The organism is uncultured Intestinimonas sp. (assembly GCF_944387725.1).
Taxonomy (GTDB): Bacteria; Bacillota; Clostridia; order Oscillospirales; family Oscillospiraceae; genus Intestinimonas.
On the sequence record NZ_CALXGA010000024.1, the window covers coordinates 1 to 24,850 of the forward strand.

Below are 24,850 nucleotides of genomic sequence, written 5' to 3' on the forward strand. Positions count from 1 at the left end.
CCCAACCGGCGGGTCTTTTGTCCCCTGGACGGCGCAATTTTTCCTTGAAATCCGCCAGGATTCCTGCGAAAAAATTGTTTGCCAGCGGCCCAAAATCCCTCGCTGCTGGACACATCGCCAATTTTCAAACAAGCCCTAAGTACTCCAAGCGGACGAAACGCCCGGCGGCCAGATTTTCTGGCCGCCGGGCGCCTATTTCGCTGTCAGGCAGGGCTTGCCTCCCTCACACCAGCCGGTAGGGGCAGCCGGTCCGGGGACAGCTCCCGCAGTTCCCGCAGCCGCCGGGCCGGACGTACCGACGGTCGGGGCTCAGGCCCACCACGGCGGTGACCGACTTGGTGGGGGTAAGCATCATGGCCCCGGTGGCGGCGAGGCCGATGCGCTTGGGGGCCTCCAGGGCCTCCAGCAGGGGGCGCTGAAAGGAAATGGAAAAGTCCCCGTAGCCGGGGCTGAACCGGGGCCGGAGGTAGAGCCCCTCCCCCGCCGCCTGGGCCCCAATCTCCTGGCAGCACTGGTCGCAGTAACCTTCCAGCAGGGCGGCGGCGCAGGCCTGGAGGAGCACCGCCCGGCTCATTTCGGTGACAGCGGCCCGGCGCAGGAGGCGGTCGGTCTCGGCCCCCAGGGTGGCGGCCAAGAGGACGGCCCCGGTGCAGCCCTCCAGATGCCGCCGCAGGTGGGCGCTGGCGATGTCCATGCCGGCGCAGAAGACACGCCCCTCCCCCAGCTCCAGGGGGAAGCGCCGCCACACCGACCGGGGCCGGGCGGCGGCGGTGAGCGCCGCCCCGCTGTCCCGCAGCCGGGCCTCCAGCGCGGCGTCCGCCGCCTCCGGGCCGAGGCCCAGATAGCGCCGGACCTCCTTCCAATCGAGCTCAGCCATGGGGGCGCAGAATGTCCGAGAGGTTGTCCATGATTTTGGCGGCCACATCGGGCTTGTTCATGGTGTAGATGTGGATGTGCTCCACCCCGTGGGCGATGAGGTCCAGAATCTGCTCGGTGGCGTAGGCGATGCCGGCCTGGCGCATGGCGGCGGGGTCGTCGCCGAAGCGGTCGGCGATGCCCTGGAGCCGGGGGGGCATGACGCTCCCCGAGAGCTGGCAGGAGCGGCGGATCTGCTGGACGTTGGTCATCGGCATGATGCCGGCCACAATGGGCACGGTGATGCCCTGGTCCAGGGCCCGGAAGAGGAAGCGGTAGAGCACGTCGTTGTCAAAGAACATCTGGGTGGTGAGGAAGTCGGCCCCGGCGTCCACCTTCCGCTTGAGGTGGTCCAGATCCATGGAGAAGTGGGGGCACTCCACATGGCCCTCGGGGTAGCAGGCGGCCCCGATGCACAGCGCCTCTCCCCCCTCCAGGCCCCGGATGTGGGCGATGAGCTCACTGGCGTAGCGGAACTGGTCCGGGGCGGGAAAGGGGGCGTCCTGGGGGATATCCCCCCGGAGGGCCAGGAGGCTCTTGATGCCGGCGGCCCGGAGCTCCTCCACCCGCCGGGTGATTTCCTCCTTCGTGGAGGCCACGCAGGTCAGGTGGGCCAGGGTGGGGACGTGGTAGACGTCCTGGAGCCGGGCGGCCAGCTCCAGGGTCCGCTTGGAGGTGGAGCCCCCCGCGCCGTAGGTGACGCTGATGAAGTCCGGGGCGAGGGCGGCGGTGTCCCGCAGCACATCCTCCACCCGGGCCAGGGCGGCGCCGGTCTTGGGGGGAAAGAGCTCGCAGGAGACGGTGACCCGCCCTTTGGTAAGTAGATCGGAAATTTTCATGGTGAGTCGCTCCTTGTCGTTGGTTGGGGAAGCCGCGCGGCGGCGGGCCGGGCGCGGTGTGAAAAGCGGGCGGCCCCCGGAGGGATGCCGCCCGCTTGCTGTGTCGGGAATCCGTCAGCCCAGGTAGGCCTTCTTCACATCCTCGTTGGCCAGAAGCTCCTTGCCGGCACCGCTCATGATGAGGCGGCCGGTCTCCAGCACATAGGCGGTGTTGGCGGTGTGGAGGGCCATGTTGGCGTTCTGCTCGATGAGCAGAATGGTGACGCCCTGGCGGTTGACCTCCTTGATGATGTCGAAGATGCCCTTCACCACCAGGGGGGCCAGACCCAGGGAGGGCTCGTCCATCATCATCACCCGGGGGCGGGACATGAGGGCCCGGCCCACGGCCAGCATCTGCTGCTCGCCGCCGGAGAGGGTCCCTGCCGCCTGCCAGGAGCGCTCCTTGAGCCGGGGGAAGAGGTTGTAGACCTTGTTCAGATCCTCCTCGATGCTGTCCCTGCGGAGATAGGCCCCGATCTTCAGGTTCTCCAGCACGGTGAGGTCGGGGAAGACGTGCCGCCCCTCAGGCACCAGGGTGATGCCCTTGGAGACGATGCGGTCCGGGGAGAGGCCGGTGATCTCCTCCCCCTGGAAGGTGATGCGGCCCGACGCCGGCTTCACCAGCCCGGCGATGGTGCGCAGGGTGGTGGATTTTCCGGCGCCGTTGGCCCCGATGAGGGTGACGATCTCGCCCTCCGGCACCTCAAACGAGATGCCCTTGACGGCCTCGATGCCGCCGTAATTGACCCGCAGGTCCTCAATCTTCAGCATCGTCTGCCACCCCCAAATACGCTTCGATGACCTTCGGGTCGTTCTGCACCGTCTCCGGCGTGCCCTGGGCGATGAGCTTGCCAAAGTCCAGAACGTAAATGCGGTCGGAAATCTGCATGACCAGGTCCATGTGGTGCTCGATCATTAGGACCGTCAGGCTGTACTCCTGGCGGATTTTCTGAATGAAGTCGGTGAGCTCCTGGGTCTCCTGGGGGTTCATGCCGGCGGCCGGCTCGTCCAGGAGGAGGAGCTTGGGGGCGGTAGCCAGGGCCCGGGCGATCTCCAGCCGGCGCTGGAGGCCGTAGGGCAGGCTCCCCGCCACCTCGTCCTTCAGGTGGGTGAGGCCCTGCTCCTCCAGGAGGGCCATGGACTCCTCCCGCATCCGCCTCTCCTCGGCCCGGTTGAGCCGGAAGGTGGCGGAGAGGAAGTTCTGCCTGGCCCGCATGTGCTTGGCAATGAGGACGTTTTCAAACACCGTGAGGGCGGAGAAGAGCCGGATGTTCTGAAAGGTCCGGGCGATGCCCAGCCGGGTGATGGCGTCGGGGGTGGGAGAAATCTTCTGGGTGTACTTCCCTTGGTTCTCCCCGGCGTAGGCCTTGGCCATTTTGCCCTGGGGGAAGTTCTCCACAATGGGCTGCCCCTGGAAGGACACCCGGCCGTTGGTGGGCTCATAGACCCCGGTGATGCAGTTGAAGGTCGTGGTCTTGCCGGCGCCGTTGGGGCCGATGAGGGCCACGATTTCCCCCCGGTTGACCTCCAGGGAGAGGTTATTCATAGCCACCACGCCGCCGAACTGCATGGTGACGTCCTCCATGCGCAGGATGTTCTCGCTCATTTCGACGCCTCCTTCTTTTTCCGGCGGGGCCGGAAGAGGTCAAAGAGCTCCTTGTCCCCCATGAGGCCCCGGCGGAAGAAGAGCACCACGATCATGATGATGATGGAGAAGACCACCATGCGGAAGCCGTTGCGGAGGAAGGGGACCTTGAAGGCGCCGATGGTGGTCTCGGCGTCCAGGAAGCGCAGCCACCACTCGCTGGCCGCCACATAGAGGAAGGCGGCGATGCAGGAGCCGGACACCGAGCCGATGCCCCCGATGACCACGATGAGGAGGATCTCATAGGTCATGGCGGTGGTGAAGGTCCGGGCCTGGGCCTGGTTGGCGAACATGGCAAACATGGCGCCCCCCACCCCGGCGAAGAAGGAGCTGATGCAGAAGGACAGCCGCTTGTGCCTGGCCAGGTTGATGCCCATGGCCTCGGCGGCAATTTCATCCTCCCGAATGGCCTTGAAGGCCCGGCCGTAGGAGGAGTTGATGAGCAGCACGATGATGGCGATGCACACCGCCGCGATGAAGAAGGCCGCGAAGGTGGACAGCCGCAGCACCACCTGGCCGCTTGCGTTGGTGATGTTGAAGCTGGAGAAGGTGGGGAAGTTCTTCAAAGCGTTGGCGCCGTTGGTGACGGGGCCCAGGGCGTCCCACTGGAAGATGGCCCGGATGATCTCGCCAAAGCCCAGAGTGGCGATGGCCAGATAGTCGCTCTTGAGCCGCAGCACCGGCAGGCCGATGAGCCAAGCCACGGCGGCGGCCACGCAGCCGGCCAGAATCAGGGCGATGAGCACCCCCAGGATGAGGCCGGGGACGGTATCCGCCCCGCCGAAGAGGTCGGGCAGGGAGAAGTTCACCGCCGAGCCGTTGTAGATATAGTAGACGCTTTCCCGGTCAGCCACGGGGATGGTGAAGATGGCGTAGGTGTAGGCTCCCAGGAGCATGAAGCCCGCCTGGCCCAGGGAGAAGAGCCCGGTAAAGCCGTTGAGCAGGTTCATGGACACCGCCACCAGGGCGTAGACCGCCCCCTTTTTCAGGGTGGTGAAGAGCATGATGTTGGTGTTGGGGTTCAGGGTGTTCTCCAGCACGACGGTGAGGATCAGCAGGGCCGCCGCCAGCACCAGGGCCAGGAAGGGCCCCTTCTTGCTTTTTGTCTGTTGCAGCATCTTCCGCGCCCCCTTAAACTTTGTCCGTGGCCTTCTCACCGAACAGGCCGGTGGGCTTGACCACCAGGATGACGATGAGCAGGGCGAAGGTGAAGGCGTCGGAGAAGATGCTCCAGGGGGAGCCCTTGATGATGGACTCGCAGATGCCGATGAGGAAAGCCCCCACCACCGCCCCGGGGATGGAGCCGATGCCGCCGAAGACGGCGGCCACGAAGGCCCGCAGGCCGGGCAGGGTGCCCGAGAGGGGCACGATGGAGGAGTAGTTGGTGAAGTAGAGCATGGAGCCCACCGCCGCCAGCAGGGAGCCGATGATGAAGGTCACGGAGATCACCGAGTTGATCTTGATGCCCATGAGCTGGCTGGTCTCGAAGTCCTTGGCCACCGCCCGCATGGCCATGCCCACCTTGGTGTGGTTGATGAGCTGGGTGAGGACGACGACCAGGGCCACCACCAAGAAGGGGGTGACGATGGTGACCCACTTGGTGCTGGTGCCCAGGATGGTGATGTTTTCCGACAGGAAGGGCAGCGAGGGGTACATCTGGGGCAGGCCGCCGGTGACATAGGTGGCGGTGTTCTGGAGGAGATAGCTCACGCCGATGGCGGAGATCATGACGCTCATTCGGGGGGCGGAGCGCAGGGGCTTGTAGGCCGCCCGCTCAATGAGGAAGCCCAGGGCCACAGTGAGAATGATCATCAGGGGAGCGGCCACCGGCAGGGGCAGGGCGGCGCTGAGGTAGACCATGATGAGGCCGGCCACCATAAACACGTCGCCGTGGGCGAAGTTGATGAGGCGCAGAATGCCATAGACCATGGTGTAGCCGATGGCGATGAGGGCGTACTGTCCGCCCAGGGATACGCCGGAGAGCAGAATGGAGACTGCGTACTGCACAGGGATACCTCCCTCTCTTTTTTCTTTCTGTTTGCCGGAAAATGGGGGCAGGACCGTCTCGAAAAGGGCCGTGGGACGGCAGCTTTCGAGGCGGTCCCGGCCTGCGGAACATAAGAAACCGCCTGGCGGGGGCGTCCCCCGCCAGGCATTTCTGACACGCGAGAAACGGTTACTCAGAAACGGTCTGGACGGTCTCCAGGGCCCAGACGCCGTTGGCAGTGTCGGCCACCTTGATATAGGCGGTGTCCCGGATGGCGTCGCCGATCTCGTCGAAGGCGATGGCGCCGGACACGCCGGTGTAGGTGACGCTGGGCAGGGCGGCCTTTACGGCGGCGGGATCGGTGGAGCCGGCGGCCTTCAGGGCCTCCAGGGCCACATAGTAGGCGTCGTAGCCCATAGCGGTGACAGCCGCGATGGTGTCGTTGCCGCCGTTGTTGGTGAGGTTGGTGGAGTCGCCGTTGATGAAGGCCTTGATGCCCTCGTCGAACTCAGGGGAGCCGCCCTCCTGGTAGAAGGTGGAGACGTAGAGCTGCACGTCGGAGCCGGCGGCGGCCTCCAGGACCATGTTGCTGTCCAGGGTGTCGGAGCCCAAGATGGGGATGGTCAGGCCGGTGTCGGCGGCCAGCTTCACGATCTGGGTGGAGTAGGCGATGGACACGGGGCAGAAGATGACGTCGCAGCCCTCAGAGGCGGCCTTGTTGAGGTAGGTGCTGAAGTCGGAGGTGTTCTGGGGGAAGGAGTCCTTGACCACGGTGCCGCCGGCGGCGGTGAAGGCCTGCTCGAAGTAGTTCATCAGGCCCTGGTCGTAGTCGTTGCCCAGCTCACCCAGCAGATACGCCTTCTGGGCGGAGAACTTCTCGGTGGCGAAGTTGGCCAGCACGGTGCCCTGGAAGGGGTCCAGGAAGCAGATGCGGAAGTAGTAGTCGTTGCCGGCGGTGACCTGGGGATTGGTGCAGGTGACGCCGATGGCGGCCAGGCCGGCGTCGCCGAAAATGGGGCCGGCGGCGATGGACACGCCGGAGCCGTAGGAGCCCAGCACCAGGGAGACGCCCTGGCCCACCAGTTCAGCGGCGGCGGTGGGGGCCTTGGCGGGGTCGGAGCCGTTATCGGCATAGACCAGCTGTACGTTGTAGGTGGTGCCGCCGATGTCCACGGTGGGGGTCTCGGAGTTGGCGTACTGCATCCCCAGCATCTCCTGCTTGCCGCCGGCGCCGGAGTCGCCGGTGGCGGGCTCAAACACGCCGATGTAGACGGTGTTCTCGCCGCCGGTGGCCGCGCCGCCGGAGGTGGTGCTCTCAGGCGCGGGGGTTCCGGCAGAGCCGCCGCCGCAGCCGGCCAGAGCAGTCAGGGCCAGTGCGCCGGAGAGTGCGAGCGCAAGAAACTTTTTCATGTGACGAAATCCTCCTTATCCAATTCCTTTTGCGTGCGGGCAATGTCCCTGCGAGGAAAACGATTGTCCACAACTATTGTTCTATTATAGCAATGCTTCCCCCAAAAAGCAAGACGCTTTTGCCCTGTTGGAGGAGCGAAGCGCAATTTTTTGTGAGATAAACCAAAAGCCCGGCCGGTCCTTCGGGCCCGGACGGGCAGTTTCGGCAGAGGGAGGGCCGGGCGCGGCTTGACGGGTGGGATATAATAGAGGGAAATCGAGGGTTTTACGCCAAAGGAGGGTCTGCCTGTGAGCCTGTTTTGCTGCCCCCTGTGCGCCGCCCCCCTGGAGCAGAGGACGCGGACCTATACCTGCCCCCGGGGCCACAGCTTCGACCGGGCCCGGGAGGGCTACTACACCCAGGGGGTGGCGGAGACCCTCCGGGCCTCGGGCGGGGCCCTTCGGGCGGCGGGGGTGGACCTGTCCCGCCCCTCCCTCCGCCGGGCCGCCCGGCGTGCGCCGGAGGTGGAGTTCGCCGCAGCCTCGGTCTACCATCTCCCGGTAGCGGACGCCTCCGTGGACCTCCTGCTGGACTGCTTCTCCCCTCTGGCCCTGGAGGAGTTCTGCCGGGTCCTCCGGCCCGGGGGCGTCTTCCTCTATGTGGTGCCGGGGGCCCGGCACCTGTGGGAGCTCAAGGAGGTCCTCTACGACCGGCCTTACCTCAACCGGGAGGAGGAGGTCCCCTACCCCGGTTTCCGGTATGTGGAGGTGGTCCCGGTGGAGGGCCGGATGGACCTGGACCGGGCCGCCCTGGGAGACCTCTTCGCCATGACCCCCTACCGCTGGAAGACCCCCAGGGCCGGCGCGGCGCGGCTGGAGGCTCTGGAGGGCCTGGGGGTCACCGCCGCCTTTCGGGTCCACGTCTTCCGGCGGGTATAGGAAAGGACCCCTTTCGGTTCACCCGGAACCTTTTTCGATTGCGTCGAAAAAGTTCGTCAGCCTGTGGAACAGGGCCTCCGGCCCTGTTCCACAGGCTGAGAGGAGCGGGTCCGCAGACCCGCTCCTCTGCTTGACGAAAGAGGCCGGGGCGGCCGCGCGAATCAACCGCCAGGCGGTTTCTTCAGCAGACATGATTTCCCGCCCAGGGCCCTCCAGAGCTTCTTCTGGTTGGGCAGCATCCGCCGGGGCGGGGTCCGCAGGCGGTAGCGGTCGGCCAGGGCCGCCCGGACCGGGGCCGGGAGCCAGGGCAGCAGGGCCTCCCCCTTCCCCTCAAAGGCCACCAGCACCATCTCCTCCGGCATCCGGCGGGGCTTCGGGTAGAAGAGAAGCAGCTCCAGGGCCTGCCGGGCGGGCTCCGCCGCCTCCTCCGGGGGCAGAGCCGCCAGAGCGGCCAGCAGCGCCTCCAGGGCGCCGTCCAGGGCGGGACCGTAGGTCTTCAGCGCCTCGTCCAGGCCGGGGTGGTAGCTGTGGCCGGAGAAGAGGTGGGCGATCAGGCCGGCCCGGTCCGTCTGGGCCTCGGCCTCCGCAACCGCCTCCAGCAGGGCGGCGTAGCGGGTCTGGAGGGCCTCCAGGGCTGCCTGTACGGGCTCCATGGTCCTTCCCCCCTTATGCGAAGTAGGCCGCGCCGCTCTCGAAGATGGGCTGGAGCTTGTCCCCGGGGATATTTTTGGCCACATAGGGCCCCCGGCGCTCGGAGTGGCCCATCTTGCCAAAGACCCTGCCGTCCGGGGAGAAGATACCCTCGATGGCCCAGACCGAGCCGTTGGGATTGGCGGCAATGTCCAGGGATGGGACCCCCTGGGCGTCCACATACTGAGTAGCGATCTGGCCGTGGGAGAGCAGGGACTCCAGCAGGGCGGGCGGGGCCGCGAACTTCCCCTCCCCGTGGGAGACAGGAACGGTGTGGAGGTCCCCCACGGCGCTTTTGAGCATCCAGGGGGAGTTCACCGAGGCCACCCGGGTGGTGACGTACCGGCTCTGGTGGCGGCCGATGTCGTTGAAGGTCAGGGTGGCGCAGTCGGGGCCCATCTCCCGGATTTCGCCGTAAGGCGCCAGCCCCAGCTTCACCAAGGCCTGGAAGCCGTTGCAGATGCCCAGCATCAGGCCGTCCCGGCTCCGCAGCAGGTCGTGGACGGCGTCGGTGAGGCGGGGGTTGCGGAAGAGGGAGCAGATGAATTTGGCCGAGCCGTCTGGCTCATCGCCGCCGGAGAAGCCGCCGGGGAGGACCACAAGCTGGGCCCCGCGGATGGCCTCCTCCAGGTCCCGGGCCGACGCCTCCAGGGCCTCGGGGGTCAGGTTCCGCACCACCACAATCTCCGGCTGGATGCCCGCCCGGAGGCAGGCGGCAGCAGTGTCGTATTCGCAGTTGGTGCCGGGGAAGACGGGGATCACCGCCCGGGGCCGGGCGCGCTTGGTCTGGCAGACCGCCGGGGAGCGGCCCTCCCAGGCAATCACGGGGGCCTCTCCGGCGGCCTCCGTCCGGGTGGGGTAGACCCCCTCCAGCACCCCCTCGCACAGATCCAGCAGCTCCTGGATGGGGGCGCAGTCGGAGGGCAGGGAGACAATGGGTTCGCTGGAGGTGTAGCCCAGGAGGACGGCCCCGGGGACCTCCCCGGCGCATTCGGCTACAATGGCCCCGGGGGTGGTGAGCCAGAAGGGGTCCCGCAGGAGCCGAGCGTCGGAGGTGAAGCCCACCCGGTTGCCGAAGGACATCTTCACCACCGCCTCGGCGGCCCCTCCGGCGGTGACGGCCCAGGCCGAGAGGACCGTCCCGCTCCGGCATAGGCCGTGGAAGTCCTCCCACAGGGCCTTCAAATCCCCGTAGTCCCCGCTGTACTGGGGCTGGAAGAGGTAGACCGGGTGGCCCGGCCCCTTGAACTCGGGGGTGAGGACGTTCCCGGCCTTCTCCGGGGCAATGGCAAAGGAGATGAGGGTGGGGGGCACGTCCAGGCCCAGGAAGGAGCCGGACATGGAGTCCTTGCCGCCGATGGCGGCTACCCCCAGGCCCATCTGGGCCTGGAAGGCCCCCAGCAGGGCGGCAAAGGGTCTGCCCCAGCGGACGGGGTCGTCCCGGAGCTTTTCAAAGTACTCCTGGAAGGAGAGGTAGACCTGGTTGGGGTCGCAGCCGGCGGCCACCAGCTTGGCCACCGAGTCCACCACCGACACGCCGGCGCCGTGGAAGGGGTCCTTTTCCATCCACCGGGGCCGGAAGCCCCAGGACATGACGGAGCAGGTATCGGTCTCCCGGCCGGGCTCCACCGGCAGGAGGGCGGCCATGACCTGGGTGGGGGTGGACTGGGTCCGGCCGCCGAAGGGCATCAGCACCGAGGCCGCCCCAATGGAGCCGTCGAACCGCTCTCCCAGCCCCCGCTGGAGGCCCAGGTTCAAATCGGAGCACAGGTCCCGGAGGCTCCCGCCGGCGAAGGGGACGCCGGGCTCCGAGGGGGGGATCACCACGTTAGCGTGCTTCACCGCCCCGTTGGAGGAGAGGAAGTCCCGGGAGAGGCTGCAGATAACCGCCCCGTTCCAGCGCATCACCATCCGGGGCTCCTCAGTGACCTGGGCCACCACATAGGCCTCCAGGTTCTCCGCCCGGGCGGCGGACAGGAAGGCCTCCACATCCTCCGGCGCCGTGACCACGGCCATGCGCTCTTGGCTCTCGGAGATGGCCAGCTCAGTGCCGTCCAGGCCGTCGTACTTCTTCCGTACGGCGTCCAGGTCGATGTCCAGGCCGTCGGCCAGCTCCCCGATGGCCACCGACACGCCGCCGGCCCCGAAGTCGTTGCACCGCTTGATAAGCCGGGTCACCTCCGGGTTTCGGAAGAGGCGCTGGAGCTTGCGCTCCTCGGGGGCGTTGCCCTTCTGGACCTCGGAGGCCATGTTGTCCAGGCTCCCCAGGTCGTGGCTCTTGGAGGAGCCGGTGGCCCCGCCGATGCCGTCCCGGCCGGTGCGTCCCCCCAGGAGGATGATCTGGTCCCCGGGGGCGGGCCGGGCCCGGACCACGTTGGCCGCCGGGGCGGCCCCCACCACGGCCCCCACCTCCATGTGCTTGGCCACATAGCCGGGGTGGTAGATCTCGCTGACCAGGCCGGTGGCCAGGCCGATCTGGTTGCCGTAGGAGGAGTACCCTGCGGCGGCGGTGGTGCAGAGCTTCCGCTGGGGCAGCTTGCCCTCCAGGGTCTCGGCGATGGGGGCCCTGGGGTCTCCGCAGCCGGTGAGGCGCATGGCCTGATAGACGTAGGAGCGGCCGGAGAGGGGGTCCCGGATGGCGCCGCCGATGCAGGTGGCCGCCCCGCCGAAGGGCTCAATCTCGGTGGGGTGGTTGTGGGTCTCGTTCTTGAACATGAGGAGCCAGTCCTCCTCCTGCCCGTCCACCACAGCCTTGACCTTCACGGAGCAGGCGTTGATCTCCTCGCTCTCATCCAGGTCCCGGAGGCCCCCCCGCTTTTTCAGGGCCTTGGCCGCCAGGGTGCCCAGGTCCATGAGGGTCTGGGGCCGGCGCTGGGCCTCCTCCTCCCCATAGACCTCCCGCCGGGCGGCCTGATAGGCCCGGTAGACCCGAGCCGCCTCCGGGGAGAAAATCTCCACATGGTCGATGTGGGTGGAGAAGGTGGTGTGGCGGCAGTGGTCGGACCAGTAGGTGTCCACCACCCGCAGCTCGGTGAGGGTGGGGTCCCGGCCCTCCTCCCGCATGTAGTCCTGGAAAAATTTCAGGTCGTTTAAGTCCATGGCCAGGCCGTACTCCGCCAGGGCGGCGGCAAGTCCGGCCTCGTCCAGATCCCGGAAGCCCTCCACCACCGCCACCGCCTGGGGGAGGGGGTAGGTCTGGGCCAGGGTTTCTGGCTTGTCCAGGGCGGCCTCCCGGGCCTCCACGGGGTTGATGAGGTACCGGCGCACTCGGCCCAAGTCCTCCTGGGAGAGGTCCCCCTCCAGCAGGTAGAGGGCAGCGAAGCGGACGGCGGGCCGCTCTCCCCCGGTCATGAGCTGGATGCACTGGGCCGCAGAGTCGGCCCGCTGGTCGAACTGTCCCGGCAGGGCCTCCACCGCCAGGAGGGCGTGGGGGCGGCCGGGGACAGGGTAGGCCTCGTCATAGGCCGCGTCTACCTGGGGTTCTGAAAAGATGGCGTCCCGGGCGGCAGCGTAGGTCTCGGAGCTCACCCCCTCCACGTCGTAGCGGTTGAGGATGCGCACACCGGCCAGGCCGGCCACGCTCAGCACCTCCGTGAGTTCCCGGCGCAGGGCCCGGGCCGCCCCGTCAAAGCCGGGCCTTTTTTCCACATAACAGCGAAACACGTCTCCCATGGTGGATTCCTCCCTATCATTCTCTTTCTGTCCGTTGGAGCGGGAGCGGCTAGGGCTTGTTTGAAAATTGGCGATGTGTCCAGCAGCGAGGGATTTTGGGCCGCTGGCAAGCAATTTTTTCGCAGGAATCCTGGCGGATTTCAAGGAAAAATTGCGCCGTCCAGGGGACAAAAGCCCCGCCGGTTGGGCATGTTGACATTTTTCAAACAAGCCCTACGGGATGCTCCAGCTCCCAATGTTATAGAAGGGGTTTTGCTGGGTGGGGGTGAGGCCGCTGGCCGCCCCCCGCTGGGTGAGCACCGACTGGTTGGTAAAGCAGAGGGTGGAGAAGGGGACCTCGGTTTCCAGGGCGGCCCAGAGGGCGGAGGCGGCGCTGGTCCGCGCCTCCCCGGAGGCCCCCTGATAGGCCCCCAGCAGGGCGCTGGTCTGGAAATTGACATATCCGCCGTAGTTTAAGTCCCCGGTGAGCAGGGGGGCGGGGTCAAAGTCGGCGGAGAGGGTGGTGGCCCCCAGGTAGAGGTCGAAGTTCCCCCGCTCCAGGGCTTGGAGGTAGTCATTCCAGGGGAGCTTTTGCAGGTCCACCGAAATCCCAGCCCGGGTGAGCTCCTCGGCTAGGTACTCCGCCGCCGACAGCCGGAAGGTGTTGTCGGTGTTCACCAGGAAGGTGAGGGCCAGGGGGCTGCCGTTCTGGGTCCAGTTCCCCTCCTGGCCCCGGACACAGCCCGCCTGGACCAGCAGCTCCTCCAGGACCTGGGGGGAGTAGCCCCGCCGCTGGTCCATCTCCCCGTCGTAGAGGGGGGAGGCGGGGTGGACCGGCAGGACGGCCGCCTGGGCATGGCGGGAGAAGAGGGCCGCCGCCACGGTGCTCCGGTCCCAGGCCCGGTCCAGGGCCCGGCGGAGGGCGGCGCCGGCGCAGGGCCCCTGGGCGCAGTTATAGCCGATATAGATCATGGTGGTGGAGGGGCAGTCCCAGACCTCGTGGTCCCCGGCGAAGCCCAGGGCCCCGGTGCCGGTGAGGTCGGCGGTGACCAGGGAGAGGTCCCCGATGTCAAAGGTGTAGATCAGGTCGTCGGCGGCCCGGATGGTCACCAGGGGGATGGACTCCGCCGGCAGGGCCCCGCCCCGCCACCAGTCGGCGCGGGCGGTGAGGACCTCCCCGCTGGGGTCCAGGACGTAGGGGCCGGTGCCCAGGGGGACGGCCCCGCCCCCCTCCTTGACAATGGGGATGTCCAGCAGGGCCGGCAGGGCCCCGTTGGGGGCGGAGAGGGTGACGGTGACCGTCCCCTCCCCCGCCGTCACCTGCCGGACGCCCGCCAGCCGTCCAGAGAACCGGTCGGAGGTCCGGGCCAGCTCCAGGGAGGCCGCCGCGTCCCCGGCGGTGAGGGCCGAGCCGTCGGAGAAGGTGACCCCGGCCCGAAGGGCGAAGGTCCAGGTGAGGCCGTCTTCACTGACCTGATAACTCTGGCACAGCACATTCTGGGGCTGGAAGCTCTGGTCCAGCTCAAAAAGGCCCTCCGACAGCAGTCCGGTCAGGGCCAGGTTCACCCGGTCGGTGCTGAGGATGGGGTGAAGGCTCTCCTGGGTCCGGGCCAGGGTGAAGACCCGGGACTGGACCTCCTGGGAGGGAGAGGGGGCGGGAGGGGTCTGGGTCTCCCCGGCCTCCGGCGCAGCACAGCCGGCCAGGAGCAAAAGCCCCGCCAGCAGCAGGCCCCACAGCCTCCTAAGGCGCATATTCGTTCCCCCTTTCGCGGGCCGGGAGCGGACAGCGCGGGAGCTGCCCGCTCTCCCCTCTTACTGCGGTCACAGCATCTGGATGACGGCGGCCTGGCTCCCCCGGGCCCCCTGGGTGACCCGGTGGGACCAATACTTGTCCGGCCGGCAGGCGGTGCAGTCTTCAGAGACGGCGATGTGCTCCGGCAGGAGCCCCACACGCGCCAGGCGCATGGCGTTGATGCCCTTCAGGTCCACCTGGAACTTGCCGTTCTGGATGGGGGTGAGAAAGGGGGCGGCCTGGACCCCAAGGGCGGCGGTCATGGCGTTGGGCACGTCCTCGTGGGTCTCGAAGCAGCACCGGGAGATGCCCGGCCCGATGGCGGCCAGGATGTCCTCCGGCCGGGAGCCGTAGAAGGCCATTTTCTCCACCACCCGCTCCACAATGCCGGAGGCGGTCCCCCGCCAGCCGGCGTGGGCGGCGGCGGCCACACGGCGCAACGGGTCGTAGAAGAGGACGGGCAGGCAGTCGGCGGAAAAAATCACCAGGGCCACCCCAGGGAGGTCTGTGACCAGCCCGTCCACCTCGTAGGGCTCCGGGTCGTAGAGGTCCCGTTTGATATCGGCGGCGGTGACTGGCCGGACCCGGTCGCTGTGGATCTGGTTGGACATGGCGATCCGGGCCGGATCGGCCCCGATGGCGGCGAAAAAGCGGCGGAAATTCTCCCGGACGTGCTCAGGGTTGTCGCCCCGGGTGGTGCCCAGGTCCATACTCGCGTAGATGCCGGTGCTCACCCCGCCCAGCCGGGTGGAAAACCCGTGGACCACGCCTCCGGCGCGATCAAAGCTGCCGGCGGCCAGATAGGTGACGCCGTTTTGGATGCGGTCTGTGATCTCCATGGCAGTTCTCCCTGTCCCCGCCCCCTCCGGGGGCAAGGTTCCCTTGACGGTCCGGCGGCCCGCCGGAAGGGGGGCGGCTCCCCCGCCGCCTCCTTCTTGGATCCCCCTCTGGGGGAGCTGGCTGCGGCGACGCCGCAGACTGAGGGGGTTACCCGTTCTGGGGTCCTGCCCTGCGGGTCACGGCTCTCAACTGGAGCGGGTTCCGGCGGGCCGCCGGAACCCACAGACCGGATGGAATCCGGGGTCAGTCCGGGTGGTACTCCTTACAGGTGCACTTCTTCCACTTGAGGCCGCTGCCGCAGGGGCAGGGGTCGTTGCGGCCAATTTTCTGGCCCTTGTGGACGGTGGGCTGCTGCTTGACGCTGCCGTCCCCGCCGCCGGAGGTGCTGGTGACCTTCGCCACCCGCTTGCGCTCCACCGCGCCTTGGCCGTTGTTCACCCGGACCTGAACCACAAAGACCCGGCGCACCGTCTCCTCCTGGATGGCGGCGATCATCTCCTCGAACATCTCGTAGCCCTCGCGCTTGTAGGCCACCACCGGGTCCTCCTGGCCGTAGGCCCGCAGCACAATGCCCCGACGCAGCTCCGTCATGTTGTCCAGGTGGTCCATCCAGTACTCGTCTACCACCCGGAGCATCATCACCCGCTCCAGCTCCCGCATCAGGGGCTCGCCCAGCGCCTCCTCCTTCTTCCGGTAGACGTCAAAGGCCCGCTCCTCCACCAGGGCGCACAGGCCCTCCTGGTCATAGCCCTGGAGTTCCTCGTCGGTGAGCTTGAGCTCGTCAGGGCCCAGGAAGACGCCCCGGAAGAGCGCCGCCGCCTCCCGAAAGGACTCGGCGTCCATGTGCTTGCGCTCCCCCATGTGCCCGCCAATGGCGTTGTGGATGGTGGTGCGGATCATGTTCTCCATGCTGGCCTTCATGTCCTCGCCGTCCAGAACCTGCCGGCGCTGCTTGTAGATAACCTCCCGCTGGGTGTTCATTACATCGTCGTATTCCAGCACATTCTTGCGCTGCTGGAAGTTCTTGGACTCCACCTGCTTCTGGGCCGACTCAATGGCGTTGGTGAGCATCTTCTGCTCAATGGGGGTGTCCTCGTCTACTCCCAGCCGGTCCATCATGCCCATGACCCGCTCGGAGCCGAAGAGGCGCATGATGTCGTCCTCCAGAGAGAGGAAGAAACGGCTCTCGCCGGGGTCCCCCTGGCGGCCGGCCCGGCCCCGGAGCTGATTGTCAATGCGGCGGGACTCGTGGCGCTCGGTGCCCAGAATGAAGAGCCCCCCCACCTCCCGGACCTTGTCGGCCTCGGGCTTGATCTGGGCCTTGTACTTCTCCTCGGCCTGGGAGAACATCTTCCGGGCCTCCAGGATCTCCTGATTGTCGGTCTCGGCAAAGCCGGTGGCCTCGGCGATGAGCTCATCGCTCATGCCGGCCTTCCGCAGGTCGTTCCGGGCCAGATACTCGGCGTTGCCCCCCAGCATGATGTCGGTGCCGCGGCCGGCCATGTTGGTGGCCACGGTGACCGCCCCCAGCTTGCCGGCCTGGGCCACAATCTCGGCCTCCTTCTCGTGGTTCTTGGCGTTGAGGACGCTGTGGGGGATGCCCTCCTTTTTCAGCATATGGGAGAGCAGCTCCGACTTCTCGATGGAGATGGTGCCCACCAGCACGGGCTGGCCCTTCTGGTGGCATTCCTCAATCTGCCGGATGATGGCCCGGTATTTGCCCGCCTCGGTCTTGTAGACCACATCGTGGTGGTCGATGCGGGCCAGAGGCTTGTTGGTGGGGATCTCCACCACGTCCAGGGAATAAGTTCCGTTGAACTCGTCTTCCTCGGTCATGGCGGTGCCCGTCATGCCGGAGAGTTTGTCGTAGAGGCGGAAGTAGTTCTGGAAGGTGATGGTGGCCAGGGTCTTGGACTCCCGGGCCACGTTGACGTGCTCCTTGGCCTCGATGGCCTGGTGGAGGCCCTCGGAGTACCGCCTGCCCAGCATCAGCCGGCCGGTAAACTCGTCCACGATGATGACCTCGCCGTCCTTGACCACATAGTCGATGTCCCGCTTCATCAGACCCCGGGCCCGGATGGCCTGGTTGATGTGGTGGGAGAGGGTGGTGTTCTCCGGGTCGGCCAGGTTCTCCAGGTTGAAGGCCTTCTCCGCCTTGGCGATGCCGTTGGCGGTGAGGGTGACGGTGCGGGCCTTCTCGTCCACGATATAGTCGGCGTCCTCGTTGGGGTCCTCCTCCTCCTTGGTGTCCACGCTGGCCACCACCTTGCACTTGAGGCGGGAGACGAAGTTGTCCACGATGACATAGAGCTGGGTGGACTCCTCCCCCTGGCCGGAAATAATGAGGGGGGTCCGGGCCTCGTCGATGAGGATGGAGTCCACCTCGTCCACAATGGCGAAGGCGTGGCCCCGCTGGACCATCTCCTGCTTGTAGATGGCCATGTTGTCCCGGAGGTAGTCGAAGCCAAACTCGTTGTTGGTGCCATAGGTGATGTCGGCGTCGTAGGCCCGGTGCTTGTCCGGCCCTGTGACGCCGTGGATGACCAGGCCCACGGTGAGGCCCATGAAACGGTAGACCTTGCCCATCCACTCGCTGTCGCGCTTGGCCAGGTAGTCGTTGACGGTGACGATATGGACCCCCCGGCCGGTGAGGGCGTTGAGGTAGGCGGGAAGGGTGGCCACCAGAGTCTTTCCCTCGCCGGTCTTCATCTCGGCGATGCGGCCCTGGTGGAGGATGATGCCGCCAATGAGCTGTACCCGGTAGGGCTTCATGCCCAGCACCCGCCAGGCGGCCTCCCGGCAGGCGGCGAAGGCCTCGGGCAGCAGATCGTCCAGGCACTCTCCGCCCTGGTAGCGGTCCTTGAACTCCTGGGTTTTGGCCTGGAGCTGTTCGTCCGTCAGGGCGGAGTACGTCCCGTCCAGGGCCTCGATTTTATCGACAATGGGAGTGATGGCCTTGACCTCCCGCTCCGAGGTAGTCCCGAAGAGCTTTTTCAACAGACCCATGTATCTTAGCACCTCTTATCCTTTGGTTCTGAAATCAGCTTAGTATATCATACCCGGCCGGAAGAAAAAAGAGAAAATTGTGAACAAACCGCGCTTGTGCCGGGAGCCCCCTTCCGTCACGCTCAGCCGCCGGCTGGGCACGGAGGCGGTTCCGGCCAGGGCCGGTTTTTCTCCCGCTCCCACTTTACGCCGCCGCCGGAGCATGGTATAGTGGTACCAGCGCAACCGCGCCACACCAATGCGCTGAAAGGAGCCCTCTATGAAACTGAAAAAGATCCTCCTGCCCGGCCTGCTGCTGGCCCTGGCCCTAACCGCCTGCGCCCCTGCCCCGGCGGAGAACACCCCCTCCCCTACCCCGGTGGAGACCACCCCGGCCCCGGAGGCGCTCACCTGGACAGACCAGGACTTCTCCCAGGACTTCACCGCCGCGGACGGCACGGTGGTGATGTCGGTGGACTATATCTTCCCCGACATTCAAAATTACAGCCAGAACCCCGCCTGGACGGCCATCCACGACTACTACGCCGCCGAGGGGGCCGCCTACCTGGAGAACGCCCGGGAGCTGGCGGTCTACGCCGCCGGGGACTACGGCGTGGCCCGGGACCTGGGGGAGGATTTCCTGCCCTACGGGGAGGCCCACAGCTACCGGGTCTCCCTCCAGACCGACACCCTGGCCAGCCTGGTGCGCAGCTACTACGCCAACTCGGTGACCGGGGCGGCCCACCCCGCCAACTACCAGTTTTCCGAGACCTTTGACCTCGCCACTGGGAAGCAGCTGGCCCTGGACAGCTTTTTCACCGATCCCACCGCCGCCCGGAGCCGCATCCTGGACACCCTGTCGGAGGCCGGCCAGGACGCTGGCTTCACCCGCCAGGCCCTGGAGGCGGAGTTCAACGACGCCTACTTCTACCTGACGGAGGAGGGCTTTGTCTTCTACTTCCAGCCAGACACCCTGGCGCCCTACGCCGCTGGCCTGCTGGAGTTCTCCGTCCCCTATGACAGCCTCCAGGACCTGCTGACCCTGGAGCTCTGAGCGCTCCCATTCTGACCCGAGAGGTGACGCACCGTGCCCAGAAAAAATGACGTTCTCCCCCTGACCATCGAGTCCATCGGCCTCAACGGCGAGGGCATCGCCCATCTGGAGGGCCAGGTGGTCTTTGTGCCCGGGGGCCTGCCGGGGGAGGTCTGCGACGTGCAAATCTTAAAGGTGGGCCGCTCGGCCATCTGGGGGAAGGTTCTCCGGGTCCCTGTCCCCTCCCCGGACCGGGCGGCCCCCGACTGCCCCAGCTACCCCAAGTGCGGGGGCTGCCAGTTCCGGCACATGACCTACGCCGCCGAACTGGAGGCCAAGCGTCGGCGGGTGGAGGACGCCTTCCGCCGCATCGGCGGGCTGGACCTGGCAGTTCCTGTCATTTTAGGAGCGAAAAATACGGAACGTTATCGAAATAAGGTTCAGCTCCCCATTGCCCCCGGCCCAGAGAGGCCGAAGATCGGCTTCTTCCGGGCCCGGAGCCACGACGTGGTGGACGTGGCCGACTGTCTGCTCCAGCCGGAGACGGCCTCCGCCCTGGCGGGTGCCCTGCGGGCGTGGATGGGGGCCTGCCACGTCCCGGCCTATGAGGAGGGGGCCCACCGGGGGCTTCTGCGGCACCTCTTCCTGCGCTTTTCCCAGACCGGGGTTCTGTGCTGCCTGGTGGTCAACGGGGAGGCCCTCCCCCACGAGGGGGCGCTGGTGGAGGCCCTGCGCGCCGCCGCCCCTCAGCTCACCGGGGTGGTGCTGTCGGTGAACAGAGAGCGGACCAACGTGGTGCTGGGACAGACGTATCGGACATTGTGGGGGGAGGACTTTCTGGACGACACCCTCTGCGGCCTCACCTTCCGCATCTCGGTGCCCTCCTTCTTCCAAGTGAACCGGGAGCAGTGCGAGGTCCTCTATCAGAAGGCGGTGGAGCTCTCCGGTCTCACGGGCCGGGAGACGGTGCTGGACCTCTACTGCGGGATTGGGACCATCTCGCTGGTGATGGCCCGGCAGGCGGGCCGGGTGGTGGGGGCTGAGATCGTCCCTGCCGCTGTGGAGGACGCCCGGGCCAACGCCCGGCGCAACGGGATTGACAACGCCGGGTTTTTCTGCGGAGACGCCGCCGAGGCCGCCCGCCGTTTCGCGGCGGAGGGCCTGCGGCCTGATGTGGTCTGCGTGGACCCGCCCCGGAAGGGCCTGGCCCCGGAGGTCATCGCCTCGGTGGTCCAGATGGCCCCGGAGCGGGTGGTCTATGTCTCCTGTGACCCCGCCACCCTGGCCCGGGACCTCTCCCGCTTCGCCGCCCAGGGCTACCGCCCCAAACAGGCCCTGGCCGTGGACATGTTCCCCAGAACCGCACATGTGGAGACGGTTGTCTTGCTTTCCAAGGGCGAGGTCGACTCGAAAAAGATTCGGGTTGAGTTCTCTTTGGAAGATATGGATATGTCGGAGTTCCAAGATGGAGCAACCTATCCGCAGATTAAGGCGTATGTTTTGGAGCATTCCGGGTTAAAGGTGTCCAACCTCTATATCTCACAGATTAAGCGGAAATGTGGGATTGAAGTTGGCAAGAATTACAATCTGCCGAAATCCGAGGATTCCAGACAGCCACAGTGTCCGCCGGAAAAAGAGAAAGCAATCCGAGAAGCGTTCAAATATTTTGGGATGATCTAACATCCCGCAGTATGGAGGTTTCTTATGGATAGATTGATTTCTTGTGAGTTCAACATGGATACCGCTTGTGTGGAACTGAAATTTGCAAGTGGCAGCATGATTGCCATTGATACCATCGCCGTGGAGAATGAAGTTGCTGACAACATGTATCAGCGGTCAGAACTGGACTATCTGATCTACAATGATCCGATTGGATATGCTGATTTGATACTGAACGGTGATCCCGAAACCTATTTGAAAACTGCAACTGAATACAAACCGCTTGATAGCTAACCAACACTTTGCCCGTGGGAGAAATTCTGCGGGCAATTTTTTTGTATCTTTTCTATGAACTCTATTGATTTTGGCTGTCTAATGTGGTAGACTATGTGTGAAGTCTAATAGTGTAGACAAGGAGGGCGTGAATATGGATTTTCCGAAGATTCACGAAAGTGAATATCGTTTTTGTTTGATTATGTGGGAGCATGAGCCGGTTACTGCTGTCAAGCTTGTAAAGCTGTGTCAGGATCAACTCGGATGGAAAAGGACTACGACTTATACCGTTATCAAGCGTCTTGGAGAGCGTGGTGTGCTGAAGAATGACAATGGCACTGTTACTTCTCTCGTTTCCAAAGATGAAGCCCAGGCGTGTGAGATCGATGAACTGGTTGAGAAGAAATTCGAGGGTTCTCTGCCTGCCTTTATCGCTGCTTTTACAAAGCATCAGGCTATGTCCGAAGATGAGCTTGATGAGGTACAGCGCATGATCGACCGCATCAGGAAAGGAGGTTCACAATGAACGAACTCTTTTTGAAAATTATCAACATGAGCATATCTGCAAGCTGGCTTATCCTGGCTGTGCTGATACTCAGGCTTGTTTTGAAGAAGGCTCCCAAGTGGGTCAATGTTCTGCTCTGGGGCATCGTAGCAGTGCGGCTGGCTTTCCCGTTCTCCATAGAGAGTGCGCTGAGCCTGATCCCCAGCGCAGAGACAATCAGTCCGGGTATCATGATGGATACTGTGCCTTCTGTCCAGACGGGAGTTGCGGCCATCAACAACGTTATCAATCCGGTGATCGGCAGTTCACTTGCCTCTGCTCCGGGCGCCAGCGCAAATCCGCTTCAAATCTGGATTCCAATTTTGAGTATCGTCTGGGCGGTCGGTGTTGCCGCACTTCTCCTGTATACCGCAGTCAGCTATTGGCGTCTGCGCTGCAAAGTCAGCGAAGCGGTCATCCTCCGGGATAACATCTATCAAAGTGAGAATGTCGCATCACCCTTTGTGCTGGGTATCATTAAGCCGAAGATTTATTTGCCCTACCACATGGATGGGCAGGATCTGAGCCATGTGGTTTCCCATGAGCAGGCGCACATTCGCCGCAGAGACCACTGGTGGAAGCCGCTGGGTTTCCTCCTACTGACAATCCATTGGTTTAATCCGCTGATGTGGCTTGCCTATGTGCTGCTGTGTAGAGATATTGAACTTGCCTGTGACGAAAAGGTTATCAAGGAACTCGACAACGAACAGAGAGCCGACTATGCACAGGCTCTTGTGGTCTGCAGCGTCAACCGTCGCATGATTGCGGCCTGCCCACTTGCCTTTGGTGAAGTTGGTGTTAAAGATCGTGTGAAGTCTGTGATGAATTATAAGAAACCTGCGTTCTGGATTATTATTCTGGCAGTCATTGCCTGTGTGATCGTTGCGGTCTGCTTTTTGACCAACCCGATGGGATTCCAATTCGATGAAGCAACACACACCATCGTTTCCGCAAATCATTTTGATATGCGAAATGCGGATGACGCGGTGGCTATTGAAATGAATCCCGCACAGATTAGTGAGTTGAGTTCTCGGCTGGCCGGGGTCAAGAACACGAAGAAGAGCGATGAATATGGTGGATTCACACCGGGATATCAAATCAGCGCACTCCTGGAGGATGGCACGTATATCCGGATAAACGGTTATTCTCTCTCCGACAATGATATGGTAGATATCGAGTGGAACGAAGAACGATATGTGGTATCCGATGAGGAATTCCAAGATTATTTAAGTAGAATCTGTGCAGGAGGAGATGTTTCTTCTGCTGATAATGCGGTTGCAGGAAAAACCTATCTCTACGAAGGCGAAGGATTCATGGGCAACTTTACGATCACCCTCTATAATGATGGCACCTTCACCTATTACGAAGGAATGGCCAGCAGCTATATTGGAATTGGCGCTTGGGAACAGAATGGAGACAGCATTATCCTGACCGATGATGGGCACGGCGGCTATGGGCTGGTGAACCATTTCCGATGTGACGGTAATGACCTCGTGTTTGTTGAGCAGGACTCCAACAACTTCGTTTATGTCAAAGTTAAGGACGGCGAAAGGTTCCATTCCACGGGAGAAGCTTTCAAACCCAACGATACGACTGCGGCCGTAACCAAATGGTTTGATTACCTTGAAACCCCTGATGAAATGAAATGGGACGGTAGCCTTGAAATCAACCTCACCGAGTTTCCGGATGTGACCTTCCGTTGGTCTTACGGAGAGATGCTGGCTGTTAAGGGTAGTAAAAGCACTTCACTTTATACCGGGATGCCAATCTGGAACACATACTTCTGTGACCTCTCCGGTGACGGTCTGCCCGAATTGTGTTCTACAATCAGCTGGGGTTCTGGCATGATTGATAACCGTGTCATCATCTATGACTATGCAAACGGAGCAAGCTATGAGCTGTCTGATCGAGGAAATTTCGATTTTACCCTCAGATTTAATGAAGCTGATGGATACCTCTATGTAGATAAAAGGAAATATAATACTGACGAACTGGTTCAATCGGGGCGCTTGGTGTTCAAAGATGACTGTCTCCAAGTTGAAGGTTTTTCTTCCAATGTAGATGAACCTGCCAAGTATTATCTGACCATCGGTGCAGAAGGTGTTAAGAGCATCGAGCTTACAATGCCTAACTCAAGTGGTGGATGTGAAAACGCTGATGGTTCCCTGTTCAAGAAAGGCGAACGCATCTGGCTCGAAAATCTCGATGGTTACACTGATCTGCGTGGACTAACAATAACTGCCCTTGGTGAAAACGGAGAAATCATCTGGACTGCATCAATTCCCAATGAAGATGAAAACCAAGGATTTACCCATCTGGTAAATGATGATTGGGAAATCACAAATATCGAATAATTAGTTCCCAGCAAATAAACCGCTGCAATTCTCATTCCAAAGTGGGATGGATGTTGTAGCGGTTTTTCTTTTTATGGTTCAAATGCCACCATTGTTTCCTTTGGCAGTTTCTCATTTTCACAGTTCAGAAGATACGCTATCGCCTTGTTCGCAAAGCGATTTGTTTTCATGGTATCCCAATCAGCAAGCCGGATGATCTCTGCTGTGCCGTTCTCAAAATCCAATGATATTTCGCCCCATTCGCCGTCGCAGTCTGCTTGGTATTCGTAGATTGCGGCGGCGATTTTCTTTTTGCGCTTAGTTTTGGATTTCTGTTTCAACCGGACAGCATGGATTGCATCCTCGGCAACCAGAAGTTCCGTCAGTTTGTCTACTGCTTTCCGATAGGCTCGTTCTGCACCGCTGGCTGTGCTGCCCTCAAACAAAACCGCCAGTTCTTCAAAGGTGGGGCGGTCTTTCCATGAGCCGACACGCCCACAGGTCATGCAGATCGCAAGACGCTTTTCAAGCAAGGTCTGTTCCCGGTAATTCAGTTTCTCAAATGCCCGCTGCACCTTTTCTGCTTGTATGCCGTTCCAGAGGATGTCGGTATAGTTCCAGCTATCGTCAAGGGCAACATCTTCGCCTGTTTCCTCGCCATCCTCGTCTGTTACATAGAACGGTTGCTGATTGCGGATGCCACGGACAACTTTCAGATATTCTTCCGCAAGGGCAAGCTCGCAGTTGTACTTCTTGGAAAACTCGCTGACCGCATCCTTGGTGTTATGGTACAGCCATGCCATTGACCGCACCATTTTGTAATTGGTCAAAGAGGACACCGACCATTTTTCTTCGCCCATGCGGAAACGGAGCATAGCATCCCGGATAAACGGGAAAATGTAGGTAGCATACTCTGCACCCTTGGCGGGATCGTAGTCCATCAGCTTTTGGAGCATTTGCTCCCGGCAGGACAGCTTTATATCTATAAATCGCTCTGTGCCGTACAGATCGCCGCCATCCACACCAAGAAAATCTTTGATGCGCTTATTAAGCTGCGGTTCATAATAGTGGAGGAAGAACGAAAAATATTTCAAGTCCTTTTCGTGTAGAGCAGACAGGATATATTCATTCAGACTGTCCACCGCTGGCGGCTCCGGTTCCAACTGGAAGATGCGCTCTGCCACATAGGGGATGATGCCGCTAACAGACGGATTGACAGGGTGTTTCAGTATGTATCCGGTCATATTCCATGTAAAATCATTCAGCATAGCGCACCTCCCTTCAAGTGAATCAGATG

At 63.2% G+C, this 24,850-nt stretch carries 19 protein-coding genes; 6 read left to right on the forward strand and 13 right to left on the reverse strand.

Annotated features, from left to right (window positions below):
- Window positions 1-223 precede the first annotated feature (223 nt).
- The 7 genes from Q0K09_RS05270 to Q0K09_RS05300 form a co-directional block, all read right to left on the reverse strand.
- The gene (locus Q0K09_RS05270; protein ID WP_294473774.1) at window positions 224-877 is read right to left on the reverse strand and encodes a Vitamin B12 dependent methionine synthase activation subunit; all 654 of its coding nucleotides are present in this window, start codon (window positions 875-877) and stop codon (window positions 224-226) included.
- Entirely contained in the window at window positions 870-1,754 is an 885-nt protein-coding gene (metF, locus tag Q0K09_RS05275) for a methylenetetrahydrofolate reductase [NAD(P)H] (protein WP_294473776.1), read from the reverse strand. Before metF ends, Q0K09_RS05270 begins: the two co-directional genes overlap by 8 nt.
- A gap of 114 nt (window positions 1,755-1,868) precedes the next feature.
- Window positions 1,869-2,564 (reverse strand): ABC transporter ATP-binding protein, encoded by a 696-nt coding sequence (locus tag Q0K09_RS05280; RefSeq protein WP_294473778.1) that lies wholly within the window; start codon window positions 2,562-2,564, stop codon window positions 1,869-1,871.
- The gene (locus tag Q0K09_RS05285) at window positions 2,551-3,399 is read right to left on the reverse strand and encodes an ABC transporter ATP-binding protein (protein WP_294473781.1); all 849 of its coding nucleotides are present in this window, start codon (window positions 3,397-3,399) and stop codon (window positions 2,551-2,553) included. The genes Q0K09_RS05280 and Q0K09_RS05285 overlap by 14 nt, the downstream gene beginning before the upstream one ends.
- On the reverse strand, window positions 3,396-4,556 hold the full coding sequence (locus tag Q0K09_RS05290) for a branched-chain amino acid ABC transporter permease (RefSeq protein ID WP_294473784.1): 1,161 nt from the start codon (window positions 4,554-4,556) through the stop codon (window positions 3,396-3,398). Before Q0K09_RS05290 ends, Q0K09_RS05285 begins: the two co-directional genes overlap by 4 nt.
- Before the next feature lie 13 nt (window positions 4,557-4,569).
- Window positions 4,570-5,445, reverse strand: a complete 876-nt coding sequence (locus Q0K09_RS05295) for a branched-chain amino acid ABC transporter permease (protein WP_294473787.1) — start codon at window positions 5,443-5,445, stop codon at window positions 4,570-4,572.
- Window positions 5,446-5,614: 169 nt separating this feature from the next.
- The gene (locus Q0K09_RS05300) at window positions 5,615-6,835 is read right to left on the reverse strand and encodes an ABC transporter substrate-binding protein (RefSeq protein ID WP_294473791.1); all 1,221 of its coding nucleotides are present in this window, start codon (window positions 6,833-6,835) and stop codon (window positions 5,615-5,617) included.
- 288 nt (window positions 6,836-7,123) lie between these two features.
- Here Q0K09_RS05300 and Q0K09_RS05305 point away from each other — a divergent pair, with 288 nt between their 5' ends.
- Window positions 7,124-7,753 (forward strand): putative RNA methyltransferase, encoded by a 630-nt coding sequence (locus Q0K09_RS05305; RefSeq protein WP_294473794.1) that lies wholly within the window; start codon window positions 7,124-7,126, stop codon window positions 7,751-7,753.
- A 161-nt stretch (window positions 7,754-7,914) separates the two neighbouring features.
- On the opposite strand, the gene Q0K09_RS05310 is transcribed toward Q0K09_RS05305, so the two are convergent.
- From Q0K09_RS05310 to secA, 5 genes are all read right to left on the reverse strand, one after another.
- Window positions 7,915-8,406 carry a hypothetical protein gene (locus tag Q0K09_RS05310; RefSeq protein ID WP_294473797.1) on the reverse strand — a complete coding sequence of 164 codons (492 nt, stop codon included), beginning with the start codon at window positions 8,404-8,406 and terminating at the stop codon, window positions 7,915-7,917.
- A gap of 13 nt (window positions 8,407-8,419) precedes the next feature.
- The gene (locus Q0K09_RS05315) at window positions 8,420-12,115 is read right to left on the reverse strand and encodes a phosphoribosylformylglycinamidine synthase (protein ID WP_294473800.1); all 3,696 of its coding nucleotides are present in this window, start codon (window positions 12,113-12,115) and stop codon (window positions 8,420-8,422) included.
- Between the two features lie 213 nt (window positions 12,116-12,328).
- Window positions 12,329-13,846, reverse strand: a complete 1,518-nt coding sequence (locus Q0K09_RS05320) for an ABC transporter substrate-binding protein (RefSeq protein WP_294473803.1) — start codon at window positions 13,844-13,846, stop codon at window positions 12,329-12,331.
- A 69-nt stretch (window positions 13,847-13,915) separates the two neighbouring features.
- Complete coding sequence (gene pgeF / locus Q0K09_RS05325; RefSeq protein ID WP_294473807.1) at window positions 13,916-14,725, reverse strand: peptidoglycan editing factor PgeF; 810 nt, start codon at window positions 14,723-14,725, stop codon at window positions 13,916-13,918.
- 244 nt (window positions 14,726-14,969) lie between these two features.
- Window positions 14,970-17,732, reverse strand: coding sequence for a preprotein translocase subunit SecA (gene secA, locus Q0K09_RS05330; protein WP_294473810.1), 2,763 nt, complete (start codon window positions 17,730-17,732; stop codon window positions 14,970-14,972).
- 259 nt (window positions 17,733-17,991) lie between these two features.
- Between secA and Q0K09_RS05335 the strand changes: the two genes are divergently transcribed.
- From Q0K09_RS05335 to Q0K09_RS05355, 5 genes are all read left to right on the forward strand, one after another.
- Window positions 17,992-18,765 carry a DUF3298 and DUF4163 domain-containing protein gene (locus tag Q0K09_RS05335; protein ID WP_294473813.1) on the forward strand — a complete coding sequence of 258 codons (774 nt, stop codon included), beginning with the start codon at window positions 17,992-17,994 and terminating at the stop codon, window positions 18,763-18,765.
- A 33-nt stretch (window positions 18,766-18,798) separates the two neighbouring features.
- Entirely contained in the window at window positions 18,799-20,424 is a 1,626-nt protein-coding gene (gene rlmD / locus Q0K09_RS05340) for a 23S rRNA (uracil(1939)-C(5))-methyltransferase RlmD (RefSeq protein ID WP_294473818.1), read from the forward strand.
- 24 nt (window positions 20,425-20,448) lie between these two features.
- Window positions 20,449-20,697, forward strand: coding sequence for a DUF6061 family protein (locus tag Q0K09_RS05345; protein WP_294473820.1), 249 nt, complete (start codon window positions 20,449-20,451; stop codon window positions 20,695-20,697).
- Between the two features lie 133 nt (window positions 20,698-20,830).
- Window positions 20,831-21,202: a BlaI/MecI/CopY family transcriptional regulator gene (locus tag Q0K09_RS05350; protein ID WP_294473823.1), complete on the forward strand. Its 372-nt coding sequence runs from the start codon at window positions 20,831-20,833 to the stop codon at window positions 21,200-21,202.
- Window positions 21,199-23,574, forward strand: coding sequence for a M56 family metallopeptidase (locus tag Q0K09_RS05355; protein WP_294473826.1), 2,376 nt, complete (start codon window positions 21,199-21,201; stop codon window positions 23,572-23,574). Before Q0K09_RS05350 ends, Q0K09_RS05355 begins: the two co-directional genes overlap by 4 nt.
- A gap of 71 nt (window positions 23,575-23,645) precedes the next feature.
- Here the strand turns inward: Q0K09_RS05355 and Q0K09_RS05360 are convergent, their stop codons facing one another.
- Entirely contained in the window at window positions 23,646-24,821 is a 1,176-nt protein-coding gene (locus tag Q0K09_RS05360; RefSeq protein WP_294473828.1) for a hypothetical protein, read from the reverse strand.
- Window positions 24,822-24,850 lie beyond the last annotated feature (29 nt).